This window comes from Bacillus sp. S2(2024) (assembly GCF_050474045.1).
In the GTDB taxonomy this organism is placed as follows: domain Bacteria; phylum Bacillota; class Bacilli; order Bacillales; family Bacillaceae_G; genus Bacillus_A; species Bacillus_A yunxiaonensis.
Genome location: NZ_JBFLUS010000003.1, coordinates 1,669,403 through 1,686,034 on the forward strand (window position 1 = coordinate 1,669,403; position 16,632 = coordinate 1,686,034).

Annotated in this window: 18 protein-coding genes and 1 other annotated feature (1 of these 19 running past the window's edge); of the genes, 13 read left to right on the plus strand and 5 right to left on the minus strand. The window is 35.7% G+C overall.

Going from position 1 to position 16,632, the window contains the following annotated elements; translation table 11 throughout:
- Positions 1–15: 15 nt before the first annotated feature.
- Positions 16–1,002, minus strand: coding sequence for a quinone oxidoreductase family protein (locus AB1284_RS08330; RefSeq protein ID WP_429750219.1), 987 nt, complete (start codon positions 1,000–1,002; stop codon positions 16–18).
- A gap of 212 nt (positions 1,003–1,214) precedes the next feature.
- On the opposite strand from AB1284_RS08330, the gene AB1284_RS08335 reads away from it, so the two are divergent.
- A complete protein-coding gene (locus AB1284_RS08335; protein ID WP_429750217.1) occupies positions 1,215–1,790 on the plus strand; it encodes a sigma-70 family RNA polymerase sigma factor in 576 nt (191 codons plus the stop codon).
- Positions 1,790–2,473 carry a DUF3600 domain-containing protein gene (locus tag AB1284_RS08340; RefSeq protein ID WP_429750215.1) on the plus strand — a complete coding sequence of 228 codons (684 nt, stop codon included), beginning with the start codon at positions 1,790–1,792 and terminating at the stop codon, positions 2,471–2,473. The genes AB1284_RS08335 and AB1284_RS08340 overlap by 1 nt, the downstream gene beginning before the upstream one ends.
- A gap of 193 nt (positions 2,474–2,666) precedes the next feature.
- Here the strand turns inward: AB1284_RS08340 and AB1284_RS08345 are convergent, their stop codons facing one another.
- Together AB1284_RS08345 and AB1284_RS08350 are read right to left on the minus strand one after the other, a co-directional pair.
- Positions 2,667–3,638, minus strand: coding sequence for an MBL fold metallo-hydrolase (locus AB1284_RS08345; RefSeq protein WP_429750213.1), 972 nt, complete (start codon positions 3,636–3,638; stop codon positions 2,667–2,669).
- 88 nt (positions 3,639–3,726) lie between these two features.
- Positions 3,727–3,936 carry a DUF3925 family protein gene (locus AB1284_RS08350; protein WP_336480375.1) on the minus strand — a complete coding sequence of 70 codons (210 nt, stop codon included), beginning with the start codon at positions 3,934–3,936 and terminating at the stop codon, positions 3,727–3,729.
- 224 nt (positions 3,937–4,160) lie between these two features.
- Here AB1284_RS08350 and AB1284_RS08355 point away from each other — a divergent pair, with 224 nt between their 5' ends.
- From AB1284_RS08355 to AB1284_RS08365, 3 genes are all read left to right on the plus strand, one after another.
- The gene (locus AB1284_RS08355) at positions 4,161–4,637 is read left to right on the plus strand and encodes a glutathione peroxidase (RefSeq protein WP_429750211.1); all 477 of its coding nucleotides are present in this window, start codon (positions 4,161–4,163) and stop codon (positions 4,635–4,637) included.
- 119 nt (positions 4,638–4,756) lie between these two features.
- Positions 4,757–5,302 carry a hypothetical protein gene (locus AB1284_RS08360; protein WP_429750209.1) on the plus strand — a complete coding sequence of 182 codons (546 nt, stop codon included), beginning with the start codon at positions 4,757–4,759 and terminating at the stop codon, positions 5,300–5,302.
- Positions 5,303–5,614: 312 nt separating this feature from the next.
- Positions 5,615–7,543, plus strand: a complete 1,929-nt coding sequence (locus AB1284_RS08365) for an LTA synthase family protein (protein ID WP_429750207.1) — start codon at positions 5,615–5,617, stop codon at positions 7,541–7,543.
- Positions 7,544–7,939: 396 nt separating this feature from the next.
- Here the strand turns inward: AB1284_RS08365 and AB1284_RS08370 are convergent, their stop codons facing one another.
- Positions 7,940–8,260, minus strand: a complete 321-nt coding sequence (locus AB1284_RS08370) for a hypothetical protein (RefSeq protein ID WP_429750205.1) — start codon at positions 8,258–8,260, stop codon at positions 7,940–7,942.
- A gap of 795 nt (positions 8,261–9,055) precedes the next feature.
- Positions 9,056–9,520, minus strand: a complete 465-nt coding sequence (locus AB1284_RS08375) for a hypothetical protein (RefSeq protein ID WP_429750203.1) — start codon at positions 9,518–9,520, stop codon at positions 9,056–9,058.
- A gap of 109 nt (positions 9,521–9,629) precedes the next feature.
- On the opposite strand from AB1284_RS08375, the gene AB1284_RS08380 reads away from it, so the two are divergent.
- The 8 genes from AB1284_RS08380 to AB1284_RS08415 all read left to right on the plus strand — a co-directional run bounded on the left by AB1284_RS08380 (position 9,630) and on the right by AB1284_RS08415 (position 16,392).
- Positions 9,630–10,277 carry an HD domain-containing protein gene (locus AB1284_RS08380; RefSeq protein ID WP_429750201.1) on the plus strand — a complete coding sequence of 216 codons (648 nt, stop codon included), beginning with the start codon at positions 9,630–9,632 and terminating at the stop codon, positions 10,275–10,277.
- The gene (locus AB1284_RS08385; RefSeq protein WP_429750200.1) at positions 10,274–12,166 is read left to right on the plus strand and encodes an ABC-F family ATP-binding cassette domain-containing protein; all 1,893 of its coding nucleotides are present in this window, start codon (positions 10,274–10,276) and stop codon (positions 12,164–12,166) included. The genes AB1284_RS08380 and AB1284_RS08385 overlap by 4 nt, the downstream gene beginning before the upstream one ends.
- Positions 12,167–12,241: 75 nt before the next feature.
- Positions 12,242–12,973 (plus strand): Bax inhibitor-1/YccA family protein, encoded by a 732-nt coding sequence (locus tag AB1284_RS08390; RefSeq protein WP_429750199.1) that lies wholly within the window; start codon positions 12,242–12,244, stop codon positions 12,971–12,973.
- A 159-nt stretch (positions 12,974–13,132) separates the two neighbouring features.
- Positions 13,133–13,471, plus strand: coding sequence for a single-stranded DNA-binding protein (locus AB1284_RS08395; RefSeq protein ID WP_336481321.1), 339 nt, complete (start codon positions 13,133–13,135; stop codon positions 13,469–13,471).
- A gap of 63 nt (positions 13,472–13,534) precedes the next feature.
- The gene (locus AB1284_RS08400; protein WP_429750198.1) at positions 13,535–14,662 is read left to right on the plus strand and encodes a conserved virulence factor C family protein; all 1,128 of its coding nucleotides are present in this window, start codon (positions 13,535–13,537) and stop codon (positions 14,660–14,662) included.
- Between the two features lie 5 nt (positions 14,663–14,667).
- Positions 14,668–15,051: a thiol-disulfide oxidoreductase DCC family protein gene (locus tag AB1284_RS08405; RefSeq protein WP_429750197.1), complete on the plus strand. Its 384-nt coding sequence runs from the start codon at positions 14,668–14,670 to the stop codon at positions 15,049–15,051.
- Positions 15,052–15,135: 84 nt separating this feature from the next.
- Positions 15,136–15,570 (plus strand): BrxA/BrxB family bacilliredoxin, encoded by a 435-nt coding sequence (locus AB1284_RS08410; protein ID WP_429750196.1) that lies wholly within the window; start codon positions 15,136–15,138, stop codon positions 15,568–15,570.
- Positions 15,571–15,615: 45 nt separating this feature from the next.
- Positions 15,616–16,392, plus strand: coding sequence for a class I SAM-dependent methyltransferase (locus AB1284_RS08415; RefSeq protein ID WP_429750195.1), 777 nt, complete (start codon positions 15,616–15,618; stop codon positions 16,390–16,392).
- Between the two features lie 40 nt (positions 16,393–16,432).
- Positions 16,433–16,632, plus strand: a binding site (T-box leader); it runs 16 nt beyond the window's last position.

Genomic DNA, 16,632 nt, shown 5'->3' on the forward strand with positions numbered 1-16,632 from the left:
ACTCTAACGAAGATTTTATGGTGTTCTCTGAACATTTAATATAACTTTCCCAGTACTTTGTCTACTTTCAACCCATTCATGTGCTTTTCCTGCATCTTGAAGAAAAAAATGTTTTCCTACTTTTATTTGTAAGTTACCGTTACTTAAATGACGAAATACTTGCTTGGCAGTATGCTGAAGTAAATGGGGGTGTTTTTTTCGAGTTGTTCCAAAGCTAAAGCCGAGAATAGATCGACAGCTTGCATGTAAATCTTTTGTTTGAAATGTTCCGATATCACCGCTTGCGTTTCCGAAATGGACAAGGCGGCCATAGAACGCAAGACATTGTAAGCTTCTCTCTGATACAGTACCAGAAATAGAATCCAATATAACGTCTGCACCTACTCCATTTGTGAGTTCGTTTACTTTATGTACAAAATCTTCTTCCTTATAACAAATTACATGATCTGCCCCAACTTCTAAAGCAATTTTCTTTTTTGCTTCATTTCCAACCATTCCAATGACTTTTCCAGCACCCAAAATTTTAGCGAGTTGGATGGCAGTTGTACCAACTCCTCCTGCAGCGGCATGGATAAGAACAGTTTCACCTTGTTGTAGTCTTGCGACATCTGCTAGAAGCTTATAGCTTGTAAAGGAAACAATCGGACAGGCTGCAGCAGTTTCAAAATCAATTTCATCTGGTAATGCAAAAGTAAGCTCTTCATCTGCTGCAACATATTCAGCATAAGATCCGTTAAGTGGAAAAGCAATAACACGTTGTCCCACTTTAATATTCGTTACTTTAGAACCAACTTGTTCTAAGATTCCAGCAGCATCTATGCCAGGTATAAAAGGAAAATTTTCTGTTCCTTTCTTTCCGTATCGAGATTTTATATCAGCAAAGTTAACACTTGTTGCGACAACACGAATTAGAACTTGATTGGCGTTGATAGACGGTATAGCTATGTCTGTATACCTCATTACTTCAGGACCTCCAAAGGCAGTTACAACAATGGCTTTCATGAATTACCCTCCTAAAATAAATTCTATAATTTATTTTAAACGGCCATTATAAATTGGAAAATTATATAATAATTATCAAGAATTATAAGAATGCATTATGAAACAGGTGCTATTAATAAATTTCCTATTAAAAATTTGTTTCAAAAAAATCGAACGAAATTTTCTTTTCTTGCCAATATATAGTGTAAGACATAAGGAAGGAGGCGTTGAGAATGGAGAAAGAAGCTGAATATGTTTATCTTATAAAGCAGACTTTATCAGGAAATCAAGAAGCGTACAGTGAACTATACGATAAGACGATTGAAGATGTGTATAAGACAGCTCATTTTTTAATAGAAGAAAAATCGGATATAGATGATGTCGTCCAAGAAATATATATGCAATTATATCAATCACTTAGTCAATTTGATCGGGAACGGCCTTTTCGCCCATGGTTAATAGGTCTTGCTGTAAGACAAATTCATTCTTATAGGAGAAAGAGATGGATGCGTCTACGTATTGTGAAAAAAGCGGAAGAGCAGAAAAAACCAATTGAATTTGATTTTTCTAATGAAATCGTCAATAAGCTGTCAAATCAAGAACTTGTTACATTGATACATAAGTTACCTTATAAACTGAAACAAGTTATTATACTTCGGTATTTACATGATTATTCTCAAGAAGAAGTAGCAAGTATTTTACATTTACCAATTGGAACGGTTAAATCTAGAATCCATGCAGCCTTAAAGAAATTACGGCAAAAAGAGCGAGAGGGAAATATCTCATTAAAAGAAGTGGGGGAACTATAATGAATCTCGATCACCGAGTAAGAGCGTCTTTGCAAGAAGAAGCAAAAGGAATTGTACCATCACTTGAATTGAAAGAGAAAGTGATGAGTCAAATCAAAGTAAAGCGGGGAGGAAAAACAATGAAAAAGCGTCTTATGACAGGTGTGTTAGCAGCGGCTTTACTTATTCCAACGAGCGCTTTTGCATATCAATCTCTTCTGGCAGATGGTATTTATGGATCATTTGATAATGTAAAGAAACATTTTGCAAGTGCAACACTACAAGGCTATATGCGTCTAGATGCTAAGTTATCCCAAGCAAAGGGTGAAATCGGAGAAAAAGAGTATAAAGAGTTTACAACATTATTAAAAGTAATAACGAATGCAAAAATCGAATATGGAGACAAGAACGGTAATATTGATTACGATCAACTTTCTCAAGAGAAACAAGAGGAAATGACGAAGACTTTAATGGAAATTCAGCCGTATTTTGATAAGTTAAATGGAGAGAAATCGAGTAAAGAAGTGTTAACATCTGATGAGTATAAACAATATATACATGCACTGATGACATATGAGAAAATATTAGTGAAGAGTAAATCGTCAGGCTCAGAAAAGATACAACAAGTTCCAGAGGAATATAAAGCGGAATTTCAACGAGCACAAAGTTTCATGGATTATGTAAATGAAAAAGTACAAAAATAAAATAAGAATATTTCTATCGAATTATTTCCTATAGAAAAAGAGTCCATGTAAAGAAATGGACTCTTTTGTGCTATAACGACAAATACTTTCTTGTGAGCAGTAAGATTGTTTCTTCAAGGTAGTAAAATCTAAAAGAATCAAACCGGTTGTAACGATTAGGTCAGTGGGAGATGAAAAAACGTTGGTGGAAGTTTCATTTTATAGTCATCTTTGTTTGTTCAAGCTTTGTAAAATAATCAATAATTCCCATCGCACTAATTTCCATATCAAGTTTCAACAAATCATAAATAGAATGTGTTGTTGGAACACCTTTTTTCGTAAGGTGCGATGACACTTTTTCTAACAGTAGAGTAGACAGTTGATGGCTTGCTTTTTCAAAGTTTTGTTCTTTTTTAAATACTTGCCTGCCGGTTTCAACAAATATATGGAGCCAATGTTCTAGCTCTGTGCAGACGTCAGAGACATGAGAAGAAGCACCATAATGACCGAAATAAATGTAATCGACATTCATATTTTGGATGAGGTCTTTTGAAGCTAACATAGCTTCAGGTTGAAACTGCGTAGGAGATGTTGTTGGTAAATAAATTTCAACACCTAGCTCAGCTAATTGACGGTAGTAAATACCAATCGTATCGCCTGTAAATATACCATTTGTTAAGGAATCGTGAATACTAATATGATGTTTCGCATGGCCAGGTGTATCATAGAAGGTAAGTGTTCGATTTTCTGCGATTTGCAGTGTTTCACCATCTTGTACGATATGAACGCGTTCTTCTGGGATAGGCAAAATCGGATGAAAGAGTTTTTCAAATGAATCTCTGTACACAGCTTTTGCGCTTTGAATGAGTTTTGTCGGATTAACCATGTGACGAGCGCCTCGAGAGTGAACGAATAGCGTTGCATTAGGACATTTTTCCATCATAATGCCAGCAGCACCAGCATGGTCAAGATGAACGTGCGTGACAATAATATTTTTAATATCGACAAGCTGTATATTTAATTGTTGTAATCCATCTAATAGATAAGGAAGAGAAGGTGCAGCGCACGTTTCAATTACAGTGATTTCCTCACCGAGTAAGACGTATGTACCTGTACGTTGTTCATGTTGTAAGTCGTGATCGTCGATGATATATAACTGTGAAGATATTTTCTCTACTTTGTTCAAACTTATCACTCCTTGTAATTTACTATTCTTTTATTATAAAAGAATAGGCAGAAAACGAAACATCGTTTTCTGCCTTTATGTAATGCGTTTAGTTATTTTGTTGTTTGCTAAGAGACATAATAAAGTAGCCAACAAGACCACCAATTGCTGGAACAGTAATCATTCCCGCTAGTCTAAAGTATTTGCTTAAGAAAATACCATTAACATCCATAAACCATCCTACGACAAGTAACATCATCATGTATAGTACGAAATAAAATTCGCGATTAGAAAGTTTTTCACGTTGTGCAGTTTTCATTGTCAACACCATCCCTATTTTTAATAATAGAATTGAAAATATCACAATTTAGAAGATAAACCGTCACATTTTGTTCACATTTTTATTGTAAAACTTTCCAAGTAAAATGTCTAGTGAATTGTGACGACTTTTTGAACGAAAGTAAAGCGTTCTCATTAGACAATATGTATATTGCATTTTATGATAGACATAAGCGGTTGTATGAGATTAAGGAGGTAATACATATGACAATTTATGACTTTTCTACTAAAACAATAACAGGAGAAGAGAAATCGTTACGTGAGTATGAAGGAAAAGTAGTATTAATTGTGAATGTTGCCAGCAAATGCGGTTTTACACCGCAATATAAAGGATTGCAAGCTTTATATGAAAAATATAAAGAACAAGGTTTTGAAATACTGGGATTCCCATGTAATCAATTTGGAGGCCAAGAGCCAGGAACAGCAGAAGAAATTACGAGTTTTTGTGAACTAAATTATGGTGTGACGTTCCCGATGTTTGCAAAGATAGATGTAAAAGGGGATAACATGCACCCGTTATTTCACTATTTAACGGAGCAGGAGCCAGGACTATTAGGAATGAAAGCGGTAAAGTGGAATTTCACAAAATTTTTAGTGGGACGTGATGGCAAGGTAATGAAGCGTTTTGCACCCAAGACGAAACCAGAACAGCTAGAAAAGGAGATCGAAAAGGAAGTATAGAGAAAAGAGGCCGATATTGAAGGGCCTCTTTTTTGTTAGCTACCTACCTTTTAAAATATAGATAACAGAAGAGAGTTTTTATTGATAGGTGCATTCAAAAATAATATAGTAGTATAAGGATGCGGGAGGAGAATAGCTTGAGAAAATTTATTTTTACTATAGGATGTTTATTTATTATGTTAGCAGGTTGCAGCACCAGTAATTATAATGCACATGTTGATGCGGGCATGAAAGCATTAAAAGATGAGAAGTATAGTGATGCAATTATGTGGTTTGAAAAAGCGAATCAAGAAAAGTCTACGGATGAAACGAAAAATTATATGAAGGTTGCAAAATGGATGGAATCCGGAGCTTCTGCATTAAAAGATGGCGATTATAAACAAACAATTGAAAAGGTAAATCAGGTAATAGATATGAAAAAAGATGCGTCACTTGAAAAAGCTGTAGAGTCAAATGCTGAAGAAATATTGCAGAAGGCGAAAGATATAGAGAAAAAAGAAGAAGCGAGAGATGAAAAGAGAAAGAAAATAGAGGAGGATGGTATTGATAAAGCAATTAAAGTGGTAGATAGTGTTGACAAAGTAAGAGAAAAACAGAAAGAGATTGGAGAATCTTTAGATAAAGCTGAAAAAGCAAAGGAAAAAATAGAAGAAAAGAAAAACTGATATGTAGAAACATTGAAGACGCAAGAAACAAAGAATAAACCAAATGATTAATCATTCGTTTTATATGTTCATTGCGATTTTCCATAAGGACGCTAACAGTTAGAAAGAAAAATTGAAGGAATTGTAGTGAAATAAAGGCTCAAATAGAAGAACTCCTATTATGCATATTAATTTTATAAAAAAAAAGAAAAAGTTCACACGAAATACAAAAGTATTCGATACAATGACTCGGTGAGAAAGAAGTCATAAATACATGAAAAAATATTCTATGTGTTCATTCAACAAATGTTTTAGTCAGAAAGGGAGAGAGAGATGAAGGAAGCGTTAAAAAATCAGTTTCAAAATATGCGTTTTATTTTGTTAACCGCTATTTTGATATGGTTGAAAACATATATTGTTACGCGATTTAGTTTTGATTTGAAGTTAGAATCTACGACGCAGGAATGGATTCTTTTTATTAGTCCGTTAGCATCTTCTTTAGTGTTAATTGGGCTTGCATTATTTGCGAAGGGACCAAAAAGAAATTATATAGCTATCATTATTAACCTTATTATGACCATTATCCTCATTGGTAATGTAATGTTCTATGGTTTTTATAATGATTTTGTTACACTTCCAGTGTTAATGCAAACGTCGAATATGGACGGATTAGGAACTAGTGTAAAAGCTTTGTTCAACATTAAGTTTTTATTAATGTTTGTGGATATTATCATTTTATTTTACCTTGCTAAAAAGAAGCCTAAATTTGCAAAAACAGAGCGTATTTCTGGCTCTATGAAGGCACTATACTTTTTAATCAGTATAGCTATTTTCATGGTAAACCTTGGTTTTGCAGAAAAGGAACGTCCTGAATTATTAACTCGTTCATTTGACCGCGTTATGCTTGTGAAAAATCTTGGATTATATGTTCATCAGGTATATGATTTAGGATTGCAAGCAAAGACAAGTTCACAAAAAGTATTTGCTGATGGAAGTAAAATTCAAGAAGCAGAGAATTATATGAAAACAGTGCAGACAAAACCTGATCCAAATATGTTTGGTATGGCAAAAGGAAAGAACGTTATTGTTGTTTCTTTAGAATCAACACAGTCCTTTTTAATTGATTCGAAAGTAAATGGACAAGAAGTAACACCTTTCTTAAACCAATTTAAAAAAGAAAGTTATTATTTCGAAAACTTTTATCATCAGACAGGACAAGGGAAAACATCGGATGCAGAGTTTATGATTGATAACTCATTATATCCGTTAGATCGTGGTTCTGTATTCTTTACGAATGCTGGAAATGAGTATATGGCAACTCCGGAAATTTTACATGAGCAAGGCTACTATACATCTGTATTCCATGCGAATAATGCTACGTTCTGGAATCGTAATATGATGTATCCGTCCTTAGGATATGATCGTTTCTATAATGAATTGGATTATAAAATTACACCAGAGAATAAAATAGGATGGGGATTGAAAGATAAAGACTTCTTTGATCAATCTGTAGATAAGTTACAACAAATCAAACAGCCGTTCTATTCTCGTTTTATCACGTTAACGAACCATTTTCCATTTACGTATGATAACAGTATAAAAATGATTGAACCATTTAATTCAGGTGACGAAACATTAGATAATTATTTTGTCACAGCGCGCTATGAAGATGAAGCTTTAAAAGAATTTATTCAACGTTTAAAAGACACTGGCTTATATGATAACTCAATTATCGTCTTTTACGGTGATCACTATGGTATTTCAGACAACCATGATCGTGCAATGGCACAATTCTTAGGTAAAAAGGAAATTACTTCATATGATCACATGCAGTTACAACGTACACCATTATTTATTCATGTTCCAGGTCAAACAGAAGGAAAAACAATGACTGCTCCTGCTGGTGAAGTAGACGTGAAACCAACGATTCTTCACTTATTAGGAACTGATACTTCTAATGATATTGAGTTTGGTCATGATTTATTTTCACCAGATCGAAAACCGTTCGTTGTAGAACGTGATGGAAGCTTTATTACAGACAAATATATTTATTACAATAACACATTCTACGATCGTCTAAATGGTCAAGTCGTTCAAGTGCCACAACAAGAGGCGAAATCACTTATTGATCGAGCACAGTCAGAATTGAAAATGTCCGATAATATTATTCAAGGTGACTTGTTACGTTTCTCAGATGCGGCGACAAAAGTGAAATCAGGAACAATCAAAACAGCGATTAAAGATGATCAGAATAAAAAATAATGAAAAACCCGGTGCCTGAGAAAGGCATCGGGTTTTTTCTATATCTGATACGAAATGAACAAGCTTAAAATAGTGCATTCTTTTCCCATGAGTGAATGAGATGGTTTTAATGGTTCAATAATAAAGGTTGAAATACTGATGCTTCGATGGATGACTTAGTCTTCAGAGAATTTACTGCCAATCGTTGCTCGTTTTAGCTTATGCCTTTGTAATACATACACATTTAATTATAAACTTAAGATCGTTCCATCGTTTATAAAATAGCACAAAAAAGAGCACCGTGGATAGGTGCTCCTTAAAGAATACTAACTATTGCTAATGAAAAAGAAATGGATTTTTCCTAGTACTTTATAAGAGATAGAAAGCTCGTTTTTTCTTGCTTGATTAGGGGAATTATTAATGAAATTGTTGTTGACTTGAATAATCCATTTGCTGTCCTTGCTGGTTATTCATTTGTTCTTGTTGACCGCCCATCTGCTGTCCTTGCTGGTTACTCATTTGTCCTTGTTGACCGCCCATTTGTTGTCCTTGCTGGTTACCCATTTGTTTGATTTGTTGTTGAGCTTGAGAAATTGCTTGGTTCATTTGACCTAATGTTTGATTGGATTGAAGGTATTGAAGATCTTGGTTTAAAGTTTGAATCGTTTGTTGTAATTGTTGATCAGCTTGTTGCATTTGTTGTTGAGACTGTTGGCTAAATTGTTGAAGCTGTTGCATTAATTGATTAGCTTGTTGTAATCCTTGTTGTGGCATTTGTTGTTGTTGCCCATGAGACCCTTGGGATAAAGCTTGTTGTAAATGCTGAATTTGATTTCTGAGATTAGTTAGTTCTTGAGCTACTTCTGAATCTGCTGCTTTACGTGCTAGAGCTTCAACTTTTTTTCTGTTCGCTTGTCCATTTTTAGTCCTTCTTTGGTATTCACATTGTTGTGAAGAACATTTTTTATAATGTACAAAAGTTAGGTTTAAATACTAGATAAAAATTCAGGCTGCTAAAGGTAGAAGAAATACCTGAACTATGAATAGGACAATCATTTTCGCTTAACCTGTCAGATGGAAAATAACTCAAGTAGTATCTATTACATAAATTGTTTTTTGAGGAGTAACTACCATGAAAAGCTAAACATAGGGGATTTTTCCCTTAATCTTTTTGATCGCATTTGGCTTAGAAATGATACAGAAAAATTAGAGCGTTACGTTTGTATTAAAATGATTTGATGAAGAATATAGGCTCTTTTTATATAGATTGTTGTTTCTTGTAATCAAAATAAGACATTCGATTAAATCGAGGTCTTAGATAGTTATGGACGCTTTTTCGTATGGTAATATAATCTTCGTCTCAATTTCTAAGCTCAAACAATAACAAAAATAAACGTACAAATAATTGTTACTTGTGAGTGAAAAAATAATATTTTAATAAAATAAAACCAAAAACTATAAAAACGCCAAATCCTTTTATTTATCAAGGTTTTTGGCGTTTTATAGTTTTTAGGACTTACAAAATGAATTATTTTAAAACTGCTCATTCTTTTCCCAAGATTCTACAATATGATGAGCAACTGTCGGGTTCATACCGCGACCGATTAAGTATGTGATGGCAGCCACTTCAGTCATCGCATGTGGTACGGAAGTATATTTTGCTTCCTTTACACCGTAGTCTACCCAAGGTTTTACGAGGGTTAATACAGGTTGTTTTAAGTGGTGATATTGTAAAGCATATTGTTGGATTTGTTGTTGTGTTGGTTCTGTTGGCATTGTAGGATCGGATTGAGGGACACGTGGATCATAGTAATACGGTTGGTATGGTTGTTGCTCATAGTTTGATGGATAGTATGGTTGTTGTGTTGGTTCTGTTGGCATTGTAGGGGCGGATTGAGGGGCACGTGGATTGTAGTAATACGGTTGATGTGGCTGTTGTTCATAGTTTGGTTGATAGGATAGTTGCTGTGGATAGGGCTGTTGCGAGTTATAAAACATTTTTTTTCCTCCTTCATAATACTAAGTACAACATATACTATGGGCGGACAAGAAAATATGTGATGAAAAAATGAGGGCGTGTTACAATAATGAATTGGGTGAAGATATTATGAAAAAACAAGAACAAATTGAAAAAACGATTACATTTGTAAAAGACATATTAGAAAAAGATGCAAGTGGACACGACTGGTATCATATTGAACGTGTACATAAATTAGCGATTGCATTGTTTGAAAAGGAAGGTGGAAATCGCTTTGTTATTGAAATGGCAGCTTTGCTTCACGACGTTGCAGACGAGAAGTTAAATGAAAGCGAAGAAGCTGGTATGAAAAAAGTAACAAATTGGCTTGAACAATTAGAGATTATACAAGAGGATGTAGATCATATTGTTCATATTATCGTCAACATGTCTTATAAAGGTGGACATGGCGGAACAGTGGCAACGTTAGAAGGGAAGATTGTTCAAGATGCAGACCGTCTTGATGCACTTGGAGCAATTGGGATTGCCCGGACATTTGCTTATGGAGGGGCAAAGGGCCGTTTAATGTATGATCCAAAAGTTCCGCCGCGTGAAGCGATGACGAAGGAAGAATATCGAAAAAGTGATGAACCATCGTTAAATCATTTTTATGAAAAATTGTTAAAGTTAAAAGATTTAATGAATACAGATGCAGCGAGGGAAGAGGCTGAAGAGCGTCATCGCTATATGGAGCAATTTATTAATCAATTTATGAAAGAGTGGAATACGCAAATATGAGAATGTTAACAGTTGAAAATGTATCGAAATCATATGGAGATAAACCGTTATTTAATGGTCTATCTTTTAGTATTGCAGAGGGGCAGCGCGCTGGCATTATCGGTGTAAATGGAACTGGTAAATCAACATTATTAAAGATTATTGCAGGTGTAGAAATTCCGGATACAGGAGAAATGACACATACGCGTGGTTATACGATTAGTTATTTATCACAGCAACCAGATTTCAAGGAAAATTTAACTGTACTTGAGCAAGTGTTCCATGGCGATACACCGTTAATTCGTCTTCTTCGTGAGTATGAGCAAACATTATTGAACTTAGAAAAAAATCCAACAAATGAAAAAGCGCAAGAAGCATTATTTGCAGTGCAACAGCGTATGGATGCAATGAATGCTTGGGAAGCAAATGCAAATGCAAAATCGTTGTTAACGAAGCTTGGTATTACTGATTTTTCTGCGGCAGTAGGAAATTTATCAGGCGGACAGAAAAAACGTGTTGCGATGGCGCAATGTTTTATTCAAACACCAGATTTATTAATTTTAGATGAGCCGACGAATCATCTCGATCATGAAACAGTAGAATGGCTAGAAGAATATTTATCACGATATACAGGTTCTGTTTTACTTGTTACACACGATCGTTATTTCTTAGATCGTGTAACGAACCGTATTTTTGAATTAGATAATGGTAAGTTGTATAGCTATGAAGGAAATTACGGTGCCTTTTTAGAAGCGAAAGCACTTCGAGAAGAACAAGAAATGGCACAGGAAGCAAAGCGTCAAAACTTATATCGTCGTGAACTTGCATGGATTCGCCGCGGTGCGAAGGCGCGATCTACGAAGCAAAAGGCACGTATTCAGCGCTTTGATGAATTGCAAAAGCAAGAAGGGCCAACAGCAAAACAAAACGTTGATATTGCGCTTGGAGGCAGCCGATTAGGAAAGAAAGTGCTTGAACTGAAAGATGTCACAAAAATATTTGGGGATAAAACAGTCCTTCATAATTTCCAATATATTGTGAAACCCGGAGATCGTATTGGTATTATTGGTGCCAATGGTAGTGGGAAGTCTTCTCTATTAAATATGCTAGCTGGTAAAATCACACCAGACAGCGGTGAAATCGAAGTTGGACAAACGGTAAAAATTGCATATTATACGCAAGAAAATGAAGATATGAACTTAAATCAGCGTATGATTGAGTATATTAAGGAAGCAGCTGAAGTTATTCATACGACTGATGGAAAAACAATTAGTGCCTCACAAATGCTAGAACGTTTCTTATTCGAGCCGCATACACATGGTACACCGCTTAATAAATTATCAGGCGGTGAAAGAAGAAGGTTGTATTTATTACGCATTTTAATGGGAGAACCAAACGTTTTACTTCTAGATGAGCCGACTAACGACTTAGACACGCAAACGTTAACTGTGCTAGAAGATTATTTAGAAGAGTTCCCAGGTGTTGTGCTTACTGTATCGCATGATCGATACTTCCTTGATAAAATTGCAGAAGAACTGTTTGTTTTTGAAGGTAATGGTCATGTTCGCATCTTCTTTGGCAGTTATAGCGATTATTTAGATGAGAAAAAAGAACAAGAAGCACTGTTAAAAGCAGAAGTGCAGAAAGAGAAGAAGGTAGAAGAGGCTCCAAAACAGCAAAGAAAGCGTAAACTTTCCTATAATGAACAGCGCGAATGGGAAACGATTGAAGATAAGATTGCAGAACTAGAAGCGAAAATTGAAAGTATTGCAGAAGAATTGGAGAAAGTTGGTGCTGATTATACGAAAGCACAGCAGCTTTCTGAAGAGCAGCAACAAACAGAAGAAGAATTAGAACAAACAATGGAGCGTTGGAGTGAACTATCTGACATTGTAGAAGGTTTAAAATAAGAACAAGCTGCATATCTTGAAATATAAAGGGAAAATATTTACACTATTGGTAGAACCTATTTTAGGAGGGAAATCATGCGAACATCCAATCCAATGTTAAAGAAAGAGGCGTTTCGAAAAGAGGGTGTAAGTACTTCAGCGATGACCATCGGTGGCACAATTGGTAAAACGTTTATTATGCTCATATTATTATTAGGAACGTCCGTGTACGCATATATGCAGATGATAGAAAATAAGATGCAATTACCAGTATTAATTGGTGCTTTAATTATAGCGGCAATTGTAGCGTTTGCTTCGGCATTTGTACCGCGTATTTCACCAATTACAGCACCGATTTATGCAGCGGTGGAAGGAATTGTATTAGGAAGTATTTCTGCTGTATATACAATGCGCTTTGGTGATTATATTATTTTACACGCAGTGTTATTAACCATTTCTATTTTACTAGCAATGTTAGTGTTATATGCAACACGTGTTGTGAAAGTGACAGATAAGTTCCGTACAGGTGTTATGGCAGCAACGTTTGGGATTGCGATTATGTATTTAATTGTTTTAGTTCTACAACTATTTGGCGTGCCAGTGCCATTCTTACATCAAGGTGGAACAATTGGCATAATTGTTAGTGCAGTTGTAATCGTCGTTGCTGCATTAAACTTAATGTTAGACTTTGATTTCATTGAAGGTGGTGCGCGCGGCGGTGCCCCGAAGTATATGGAGTGGTACGGCGCATTAGGATTAATGATGACATTAGTTTGGTTATACCTAGAAATTTTACGCTTCGTTTCTTACTTTGTAAAAAATGATTAAAATGTGAAATCCTGTATGTTTGTATCATGCAGGGTTTCTTTTTGTTTTTTTATAGAGACAAAAATGAGTTTTTTATAAAAAAAATACCTTTTTACGTTTTTTACGGTACTCTTCTTTTTTTCTACAATAAAGAAAAAAAGAAGAGGTGAAATGAATCGTATGATGAATCGAGTTGTATTAATCGGTAGATTAACAAAAGATCCAGAATTATATTATACAAAGCAAGGGATTGCTTATGCGCGTCTTTGTGTGGCAGTAAATAGAGGGTTTCGTAACAGTTTAGGAGAGCAGCAAGCGGATTTCATTAACTGCATGATTTGGCGGAAATCGGCGGAAAATGTAACGATATACTGCAAAAAAGGAGCACTTGTTGGTATAACCGGACATATTCATACGAGTCAATATAATAATGAGAGCGGAAAAAGAATATATAAGACAGAAGTTGTTATTGAAAGAATTACTTTTTTAGAGAAGAAAAAAGAGCAAGCACCTCAGTAGGAGTCTTATTTCAGAACATGTTACAATACAGCTAAGAACAGTAATAAAGGAGAGACAATATTCGTGAAGATTAAAGGGATTGAACCGACACCAAGTCCAAATACAATGAAAGTTATTTTAAATGAAGTGTTACCATCAGGAACACGTAATAACTATACACGTACTAATATGGGAGAAGCTCCGGAAAGAGTGCAGCAAATTTTACAAATTGAAGGTATTAAAGGTGTGTATCATGTTGCGGACTTTTTAGCGATAGAGCGTAATGCAAAATATGATTGGAAACACATTTTACAGCAAGTACGCGCCGTATTTGGGGAAGAAGTAGCAACAGAAAGTGAAAAAGAAGCCAATGCGCATTTCGGGGAAGTAAAAGTATTTATTCAAATGTTCTTTACTATTCCTATGCAAGTGAAGTTAACAGATGGTACAACAGAGGAACGAGTTGGATTGCCAGATCGCTTTAAAGAAGCAATTATGAAAGTACAGATGTCTGCGCCAAATGTTGTGAAAGAACGTAAGTGGGTTGAACAAAGTACACGCTACGGTGACTTTGAAGACATCGGGAAAGAAGTTGTGGAAGAGATTGTTGCGGCATATCCAGCTGATCGTGTAGATGCGATTGTACAAGAATTATTACAGCAAGCAGGAGCGAAAGAAGTAACGATTACAAAACGCCAGCCATATAAAGTAACAGAGGAAATGATGAATGATTCTGATTGGACAAAACGTTATGCGGCACTTGAACAAATGGATCCAACAGAAGAAGATATTCCAGTACTGAAGAAAGCGTTAGAAGATGAAAAAGTATCGATTCGCCGCTTAGCAACTGCCTATTTAGGAATGGTAAAAGGTGATGCCGTATTACCTTTACTGTATAAAGCATTATTAGATAGGTCAGTAAGTGTACGCCGTACAGCGGGTGATTGTTTATCGGATATTGGTGATCCTGCTGCTATGTTCGTCATGATCAAAGCATTAAAAGATCCAAGTAAACTTGTACGCTGGCGCGCGGCAATGTTTTTATTTGAAATTGGTGATGAAAGCGCAGTTCCGGCACTTCGTATGGCACAGGAAGATCCAGAATTTGAGGTAGCGATGCAAGCTCGCTTAGCTCTTGAACGTATTGAAGGCGGGGAAGAAGCGAAAGGTTCTGTTTGGAAGCAAATGACGGAGTATCGAAAAGGGGAATAATAGCCATGCTTGTTTTTTATGATAGCTGGTGCCCGATGTGTACAAAGGTTGCAAATCGAACGAAAGAACTAGATAAAAAGGGGAAAATCAAATTTGTCTCTTTTCGCGAAGAAGAAATTGCTCAGAAATATTGCTTATCAGAAGAGATGCAGCAAAATATGGAGAAACAGCTATATATTTATAAAGATAGTCGTTGGTATAAAGGCATTAAAAGTGTAGATGTTTTAGCGAAAGCAATTCCTGCATACTGGGCAATTGTCCCTTTTATTAAATTATCGATTCTGTTTGGATTTGGTCATTTTTTATATGATTATATTGCAACAAAAAGAAAAATTGTCCCCGTTGGACATTGTAAAAATGGGGTTTGCGAACTTCCGAAGGAAAAATAAGAAAGTCATTATGTTTCTTTTGCGTCTATTGTTAGAGCGTGATATGATAAATTTGGAATGAAAGTTGAAGGAGAGATAAGTAACATGACAAATGCATACGAAGAATACATGCGTCAAATGGTAATTCCAATGCGCCAAGAGTTAGTACGCGCGGGATTTAAAGAATTAACAACAGCAGAAGAAGTACAAGAATACATGGAAAATACAGAAGGGACAACATTAGTTGTTGTAAACTCTGTTTGTGGTTGTGCGGCAGGTTTAGCACGCCCATCAGCTGGTCAAGCGGTTGTACGTTCTGAAAAGCAACCTGACAATCTTGTAACTGTATTTGCAGGTCAAGATAAAGAAGCAACAGCAATGATGCGCTCTTACTTTGATGATATCCCGCCATCTTCACCATCTATGGCACTATTAAAAGGGAAAGAAGTCGTTCATTTTATTCACCGTCATGAAATTGAAGGTGCAACAATGGAAGAGATTATTAATAACTTAGAACAAGCTTTTGAAAAGCATTGCTAAAAAGGGAGAGATTTTCTCCCTTTTTCTTTATAATGAGGTGACAGAATGATTGTAACGACAGCAGGGCGAACAAGTAAAGAGATGACAGCATATGCTGAAAAAATAGCGGCAGATTTACAATGTTCTTTTTTTATGAGAAATGACCGTCCTATTTATGAATTACATGAGCAATATAAACAAGATATACTTGTTACTGGGAAAAATCGATTAGCGATTTACCCGCAAGGAACGGAAGAATCGTTCTTTTTTCATCCAAATTCGGCAATGTTTCGTGTGAAGCGATTAATGCGCGGTGAACATGATCCATTTCTACAAGCCGCGAAGCTAGAAAAAGGGATGATGGTATTAGATTGCACACTTGGTATGGCATCTGATAGCATTGTGGCAAGTTATGCTGTAGGAGAAGCGGGACAAGTCACTGGATTAGAAGGCAACCGCTATATGGCATATTTGATAGGAAAAGGTCTTGAGCAATGGGATGCAGGTGTAACAGAAATTAACGAAGCAATGCAGCGAATTACAGTAAAGCATACGGAGCATTTATCTTTTTTGCAACAATGTGCAGATCATAGCTACGATGTAGTATATTTAGATCCTATGTTTGAAGAAACAGTATTAGAATCAGACGGTATTCGTGGTTTAAAACATTTTGCATTGTACAACGATATTACGGATGAAACAATTAAAGAGGCTAAGCGTGTAGCACGAAAGCGGGTTGTGTTAAAAGATCATTTTCGTAGTACACGTTTTGAAAAACATAACTTCTTTGTATATAAACGAAAAAGCTCTAAATTTCACTTTGGTGTAATTGAAACTTGCTAATTGTCAGATAATATGTATAATGGACTATAATCAATTGCATAGAAAATCTTGGATGAAGAGAGTAATTATTTTCAGAAGCGATAGCGAGCTAGGGATGGTGAAAGCCTAGTGCAGAGAAAATAATGAAGCGCACTTCGGAGATGCTGCTTGAACGGTATAGTAGAGTAAGCCGGGGCTCCCTAACCTCGTTATAAACGGGAAAGTGGTTCGTTATGAACAACAAGGGTGGTACCACGGGTG

Bases quoted from the DNA above. Each gene is read 5' to 3' on its own strand.
- AB1284_RS08410 (WP_429750196.1), top strand. From the start codon at position 15,136: ATGACAAATGCATACGAAGAATACATGCGTCAAATGGTAATTCCAATG.
- AB1284_RS08370 (WP_429750205.1), bottom strand. From the start codon at position 8,260: ATGCAACAGCTTCAACAATTTAGCCAACAGTCTCAACAACAAATGCAA.
- AB1284_RS08340 (WP_429750215.1), top strand. From the start codon at position 1,790: ATGAATCTCGATCACCGAGTAAGAGCGTCTTTGCAAGAAGAAGCAAAA.
- AB1284_RS08415 (WP_429750195.1), top strand. From the start codon at position 15,616: ATGATTGTAACGACAGCAGGGCGAACAAGTAAAGAGATGACAGCATAT.
- AB1284_RS08390 (WP_429750199.1), top strand. From the start codon at position 12,242: ATGCGAACATCCAATCCAATGTTAAAGAAAGAGGCGTTTCGAAAAGAG.
- AB1284_RS08405 (WP_429750197.1), top strand. From the start codon at position 14,668: ATGCTTGTTTTTTATGATAGCTGGTGCCCGATGTGTACAAAGGTTGCA.
- AB1284_RS08360 (WP_429750209.1), top strand. From the start codon at position 4,757: ATGCGGGAGGAGAATAGCTTGAGAAAATTTATTTTTACTATAGGATGT.
- AB1284_RS08365 (WP_429750207.1), top strand. From the start codon at position 5,615: ATGAAGGAAGCGTTAAAAAATCAGTTTCAAAATATGCGTTTTATTTTG.
- AB1284_RS08380 (WP_429750201.1), top strand. From the start codon at position 9,630: ATGAAAAAACAAGAACAAATTGAAAAAACGATTACATTTGTAAAAGAC.
- AB1284_RS08355 (WP_429750211.1), top strand. From the start codon at position 4,161: ATGACAATTTATGACTTTTCTACTAAAACAATAACAGGAGAAGAGAAA.
- AB1284_RS08395 (WP_336481321.1), top strand. From the start codon at position 13,133: ATGATGAATCGAGTTGTATTAATCGGTAGATTAACAAAAGATCCAGAA.
- AB1284_RS08375 (WP_429750203.1), bottom strand. From the start codon at position 9,520: ATGTTTTATAACTCGCAACAGCCCTATCCACAGCAACTATCCTATCAA.
- AB1284_RS08335 (WP_429750217.1), top strand. From the start codon at position 1,215: ATGGAGAAAGAAGCTGAATATGTTTATCTTATAAAGCAGACTTTATCA.
- AB1284_RS08385 (WP_429750200.1), top strand. From the start codon at position 10,274: ATGAGAATGTTAACAGTTGAAAATGTATCGAAATCATATGGAGATAAA.
- AB1284_RS08330 (WP_429750219.1), bottom strand. From the start codon at position 1,002: ATGAAAGCCATTGTTGTAACTGCCTTTGGAGGTCCTGAAGTAATGAGG.
- AB1284_RS08350 (WP_336480375.1), bottom strand. From the start codon at position 3,936: ATGAAAACTGCACAACGTGAAAAACTTTCTAATCGCGAATTTTATTTC.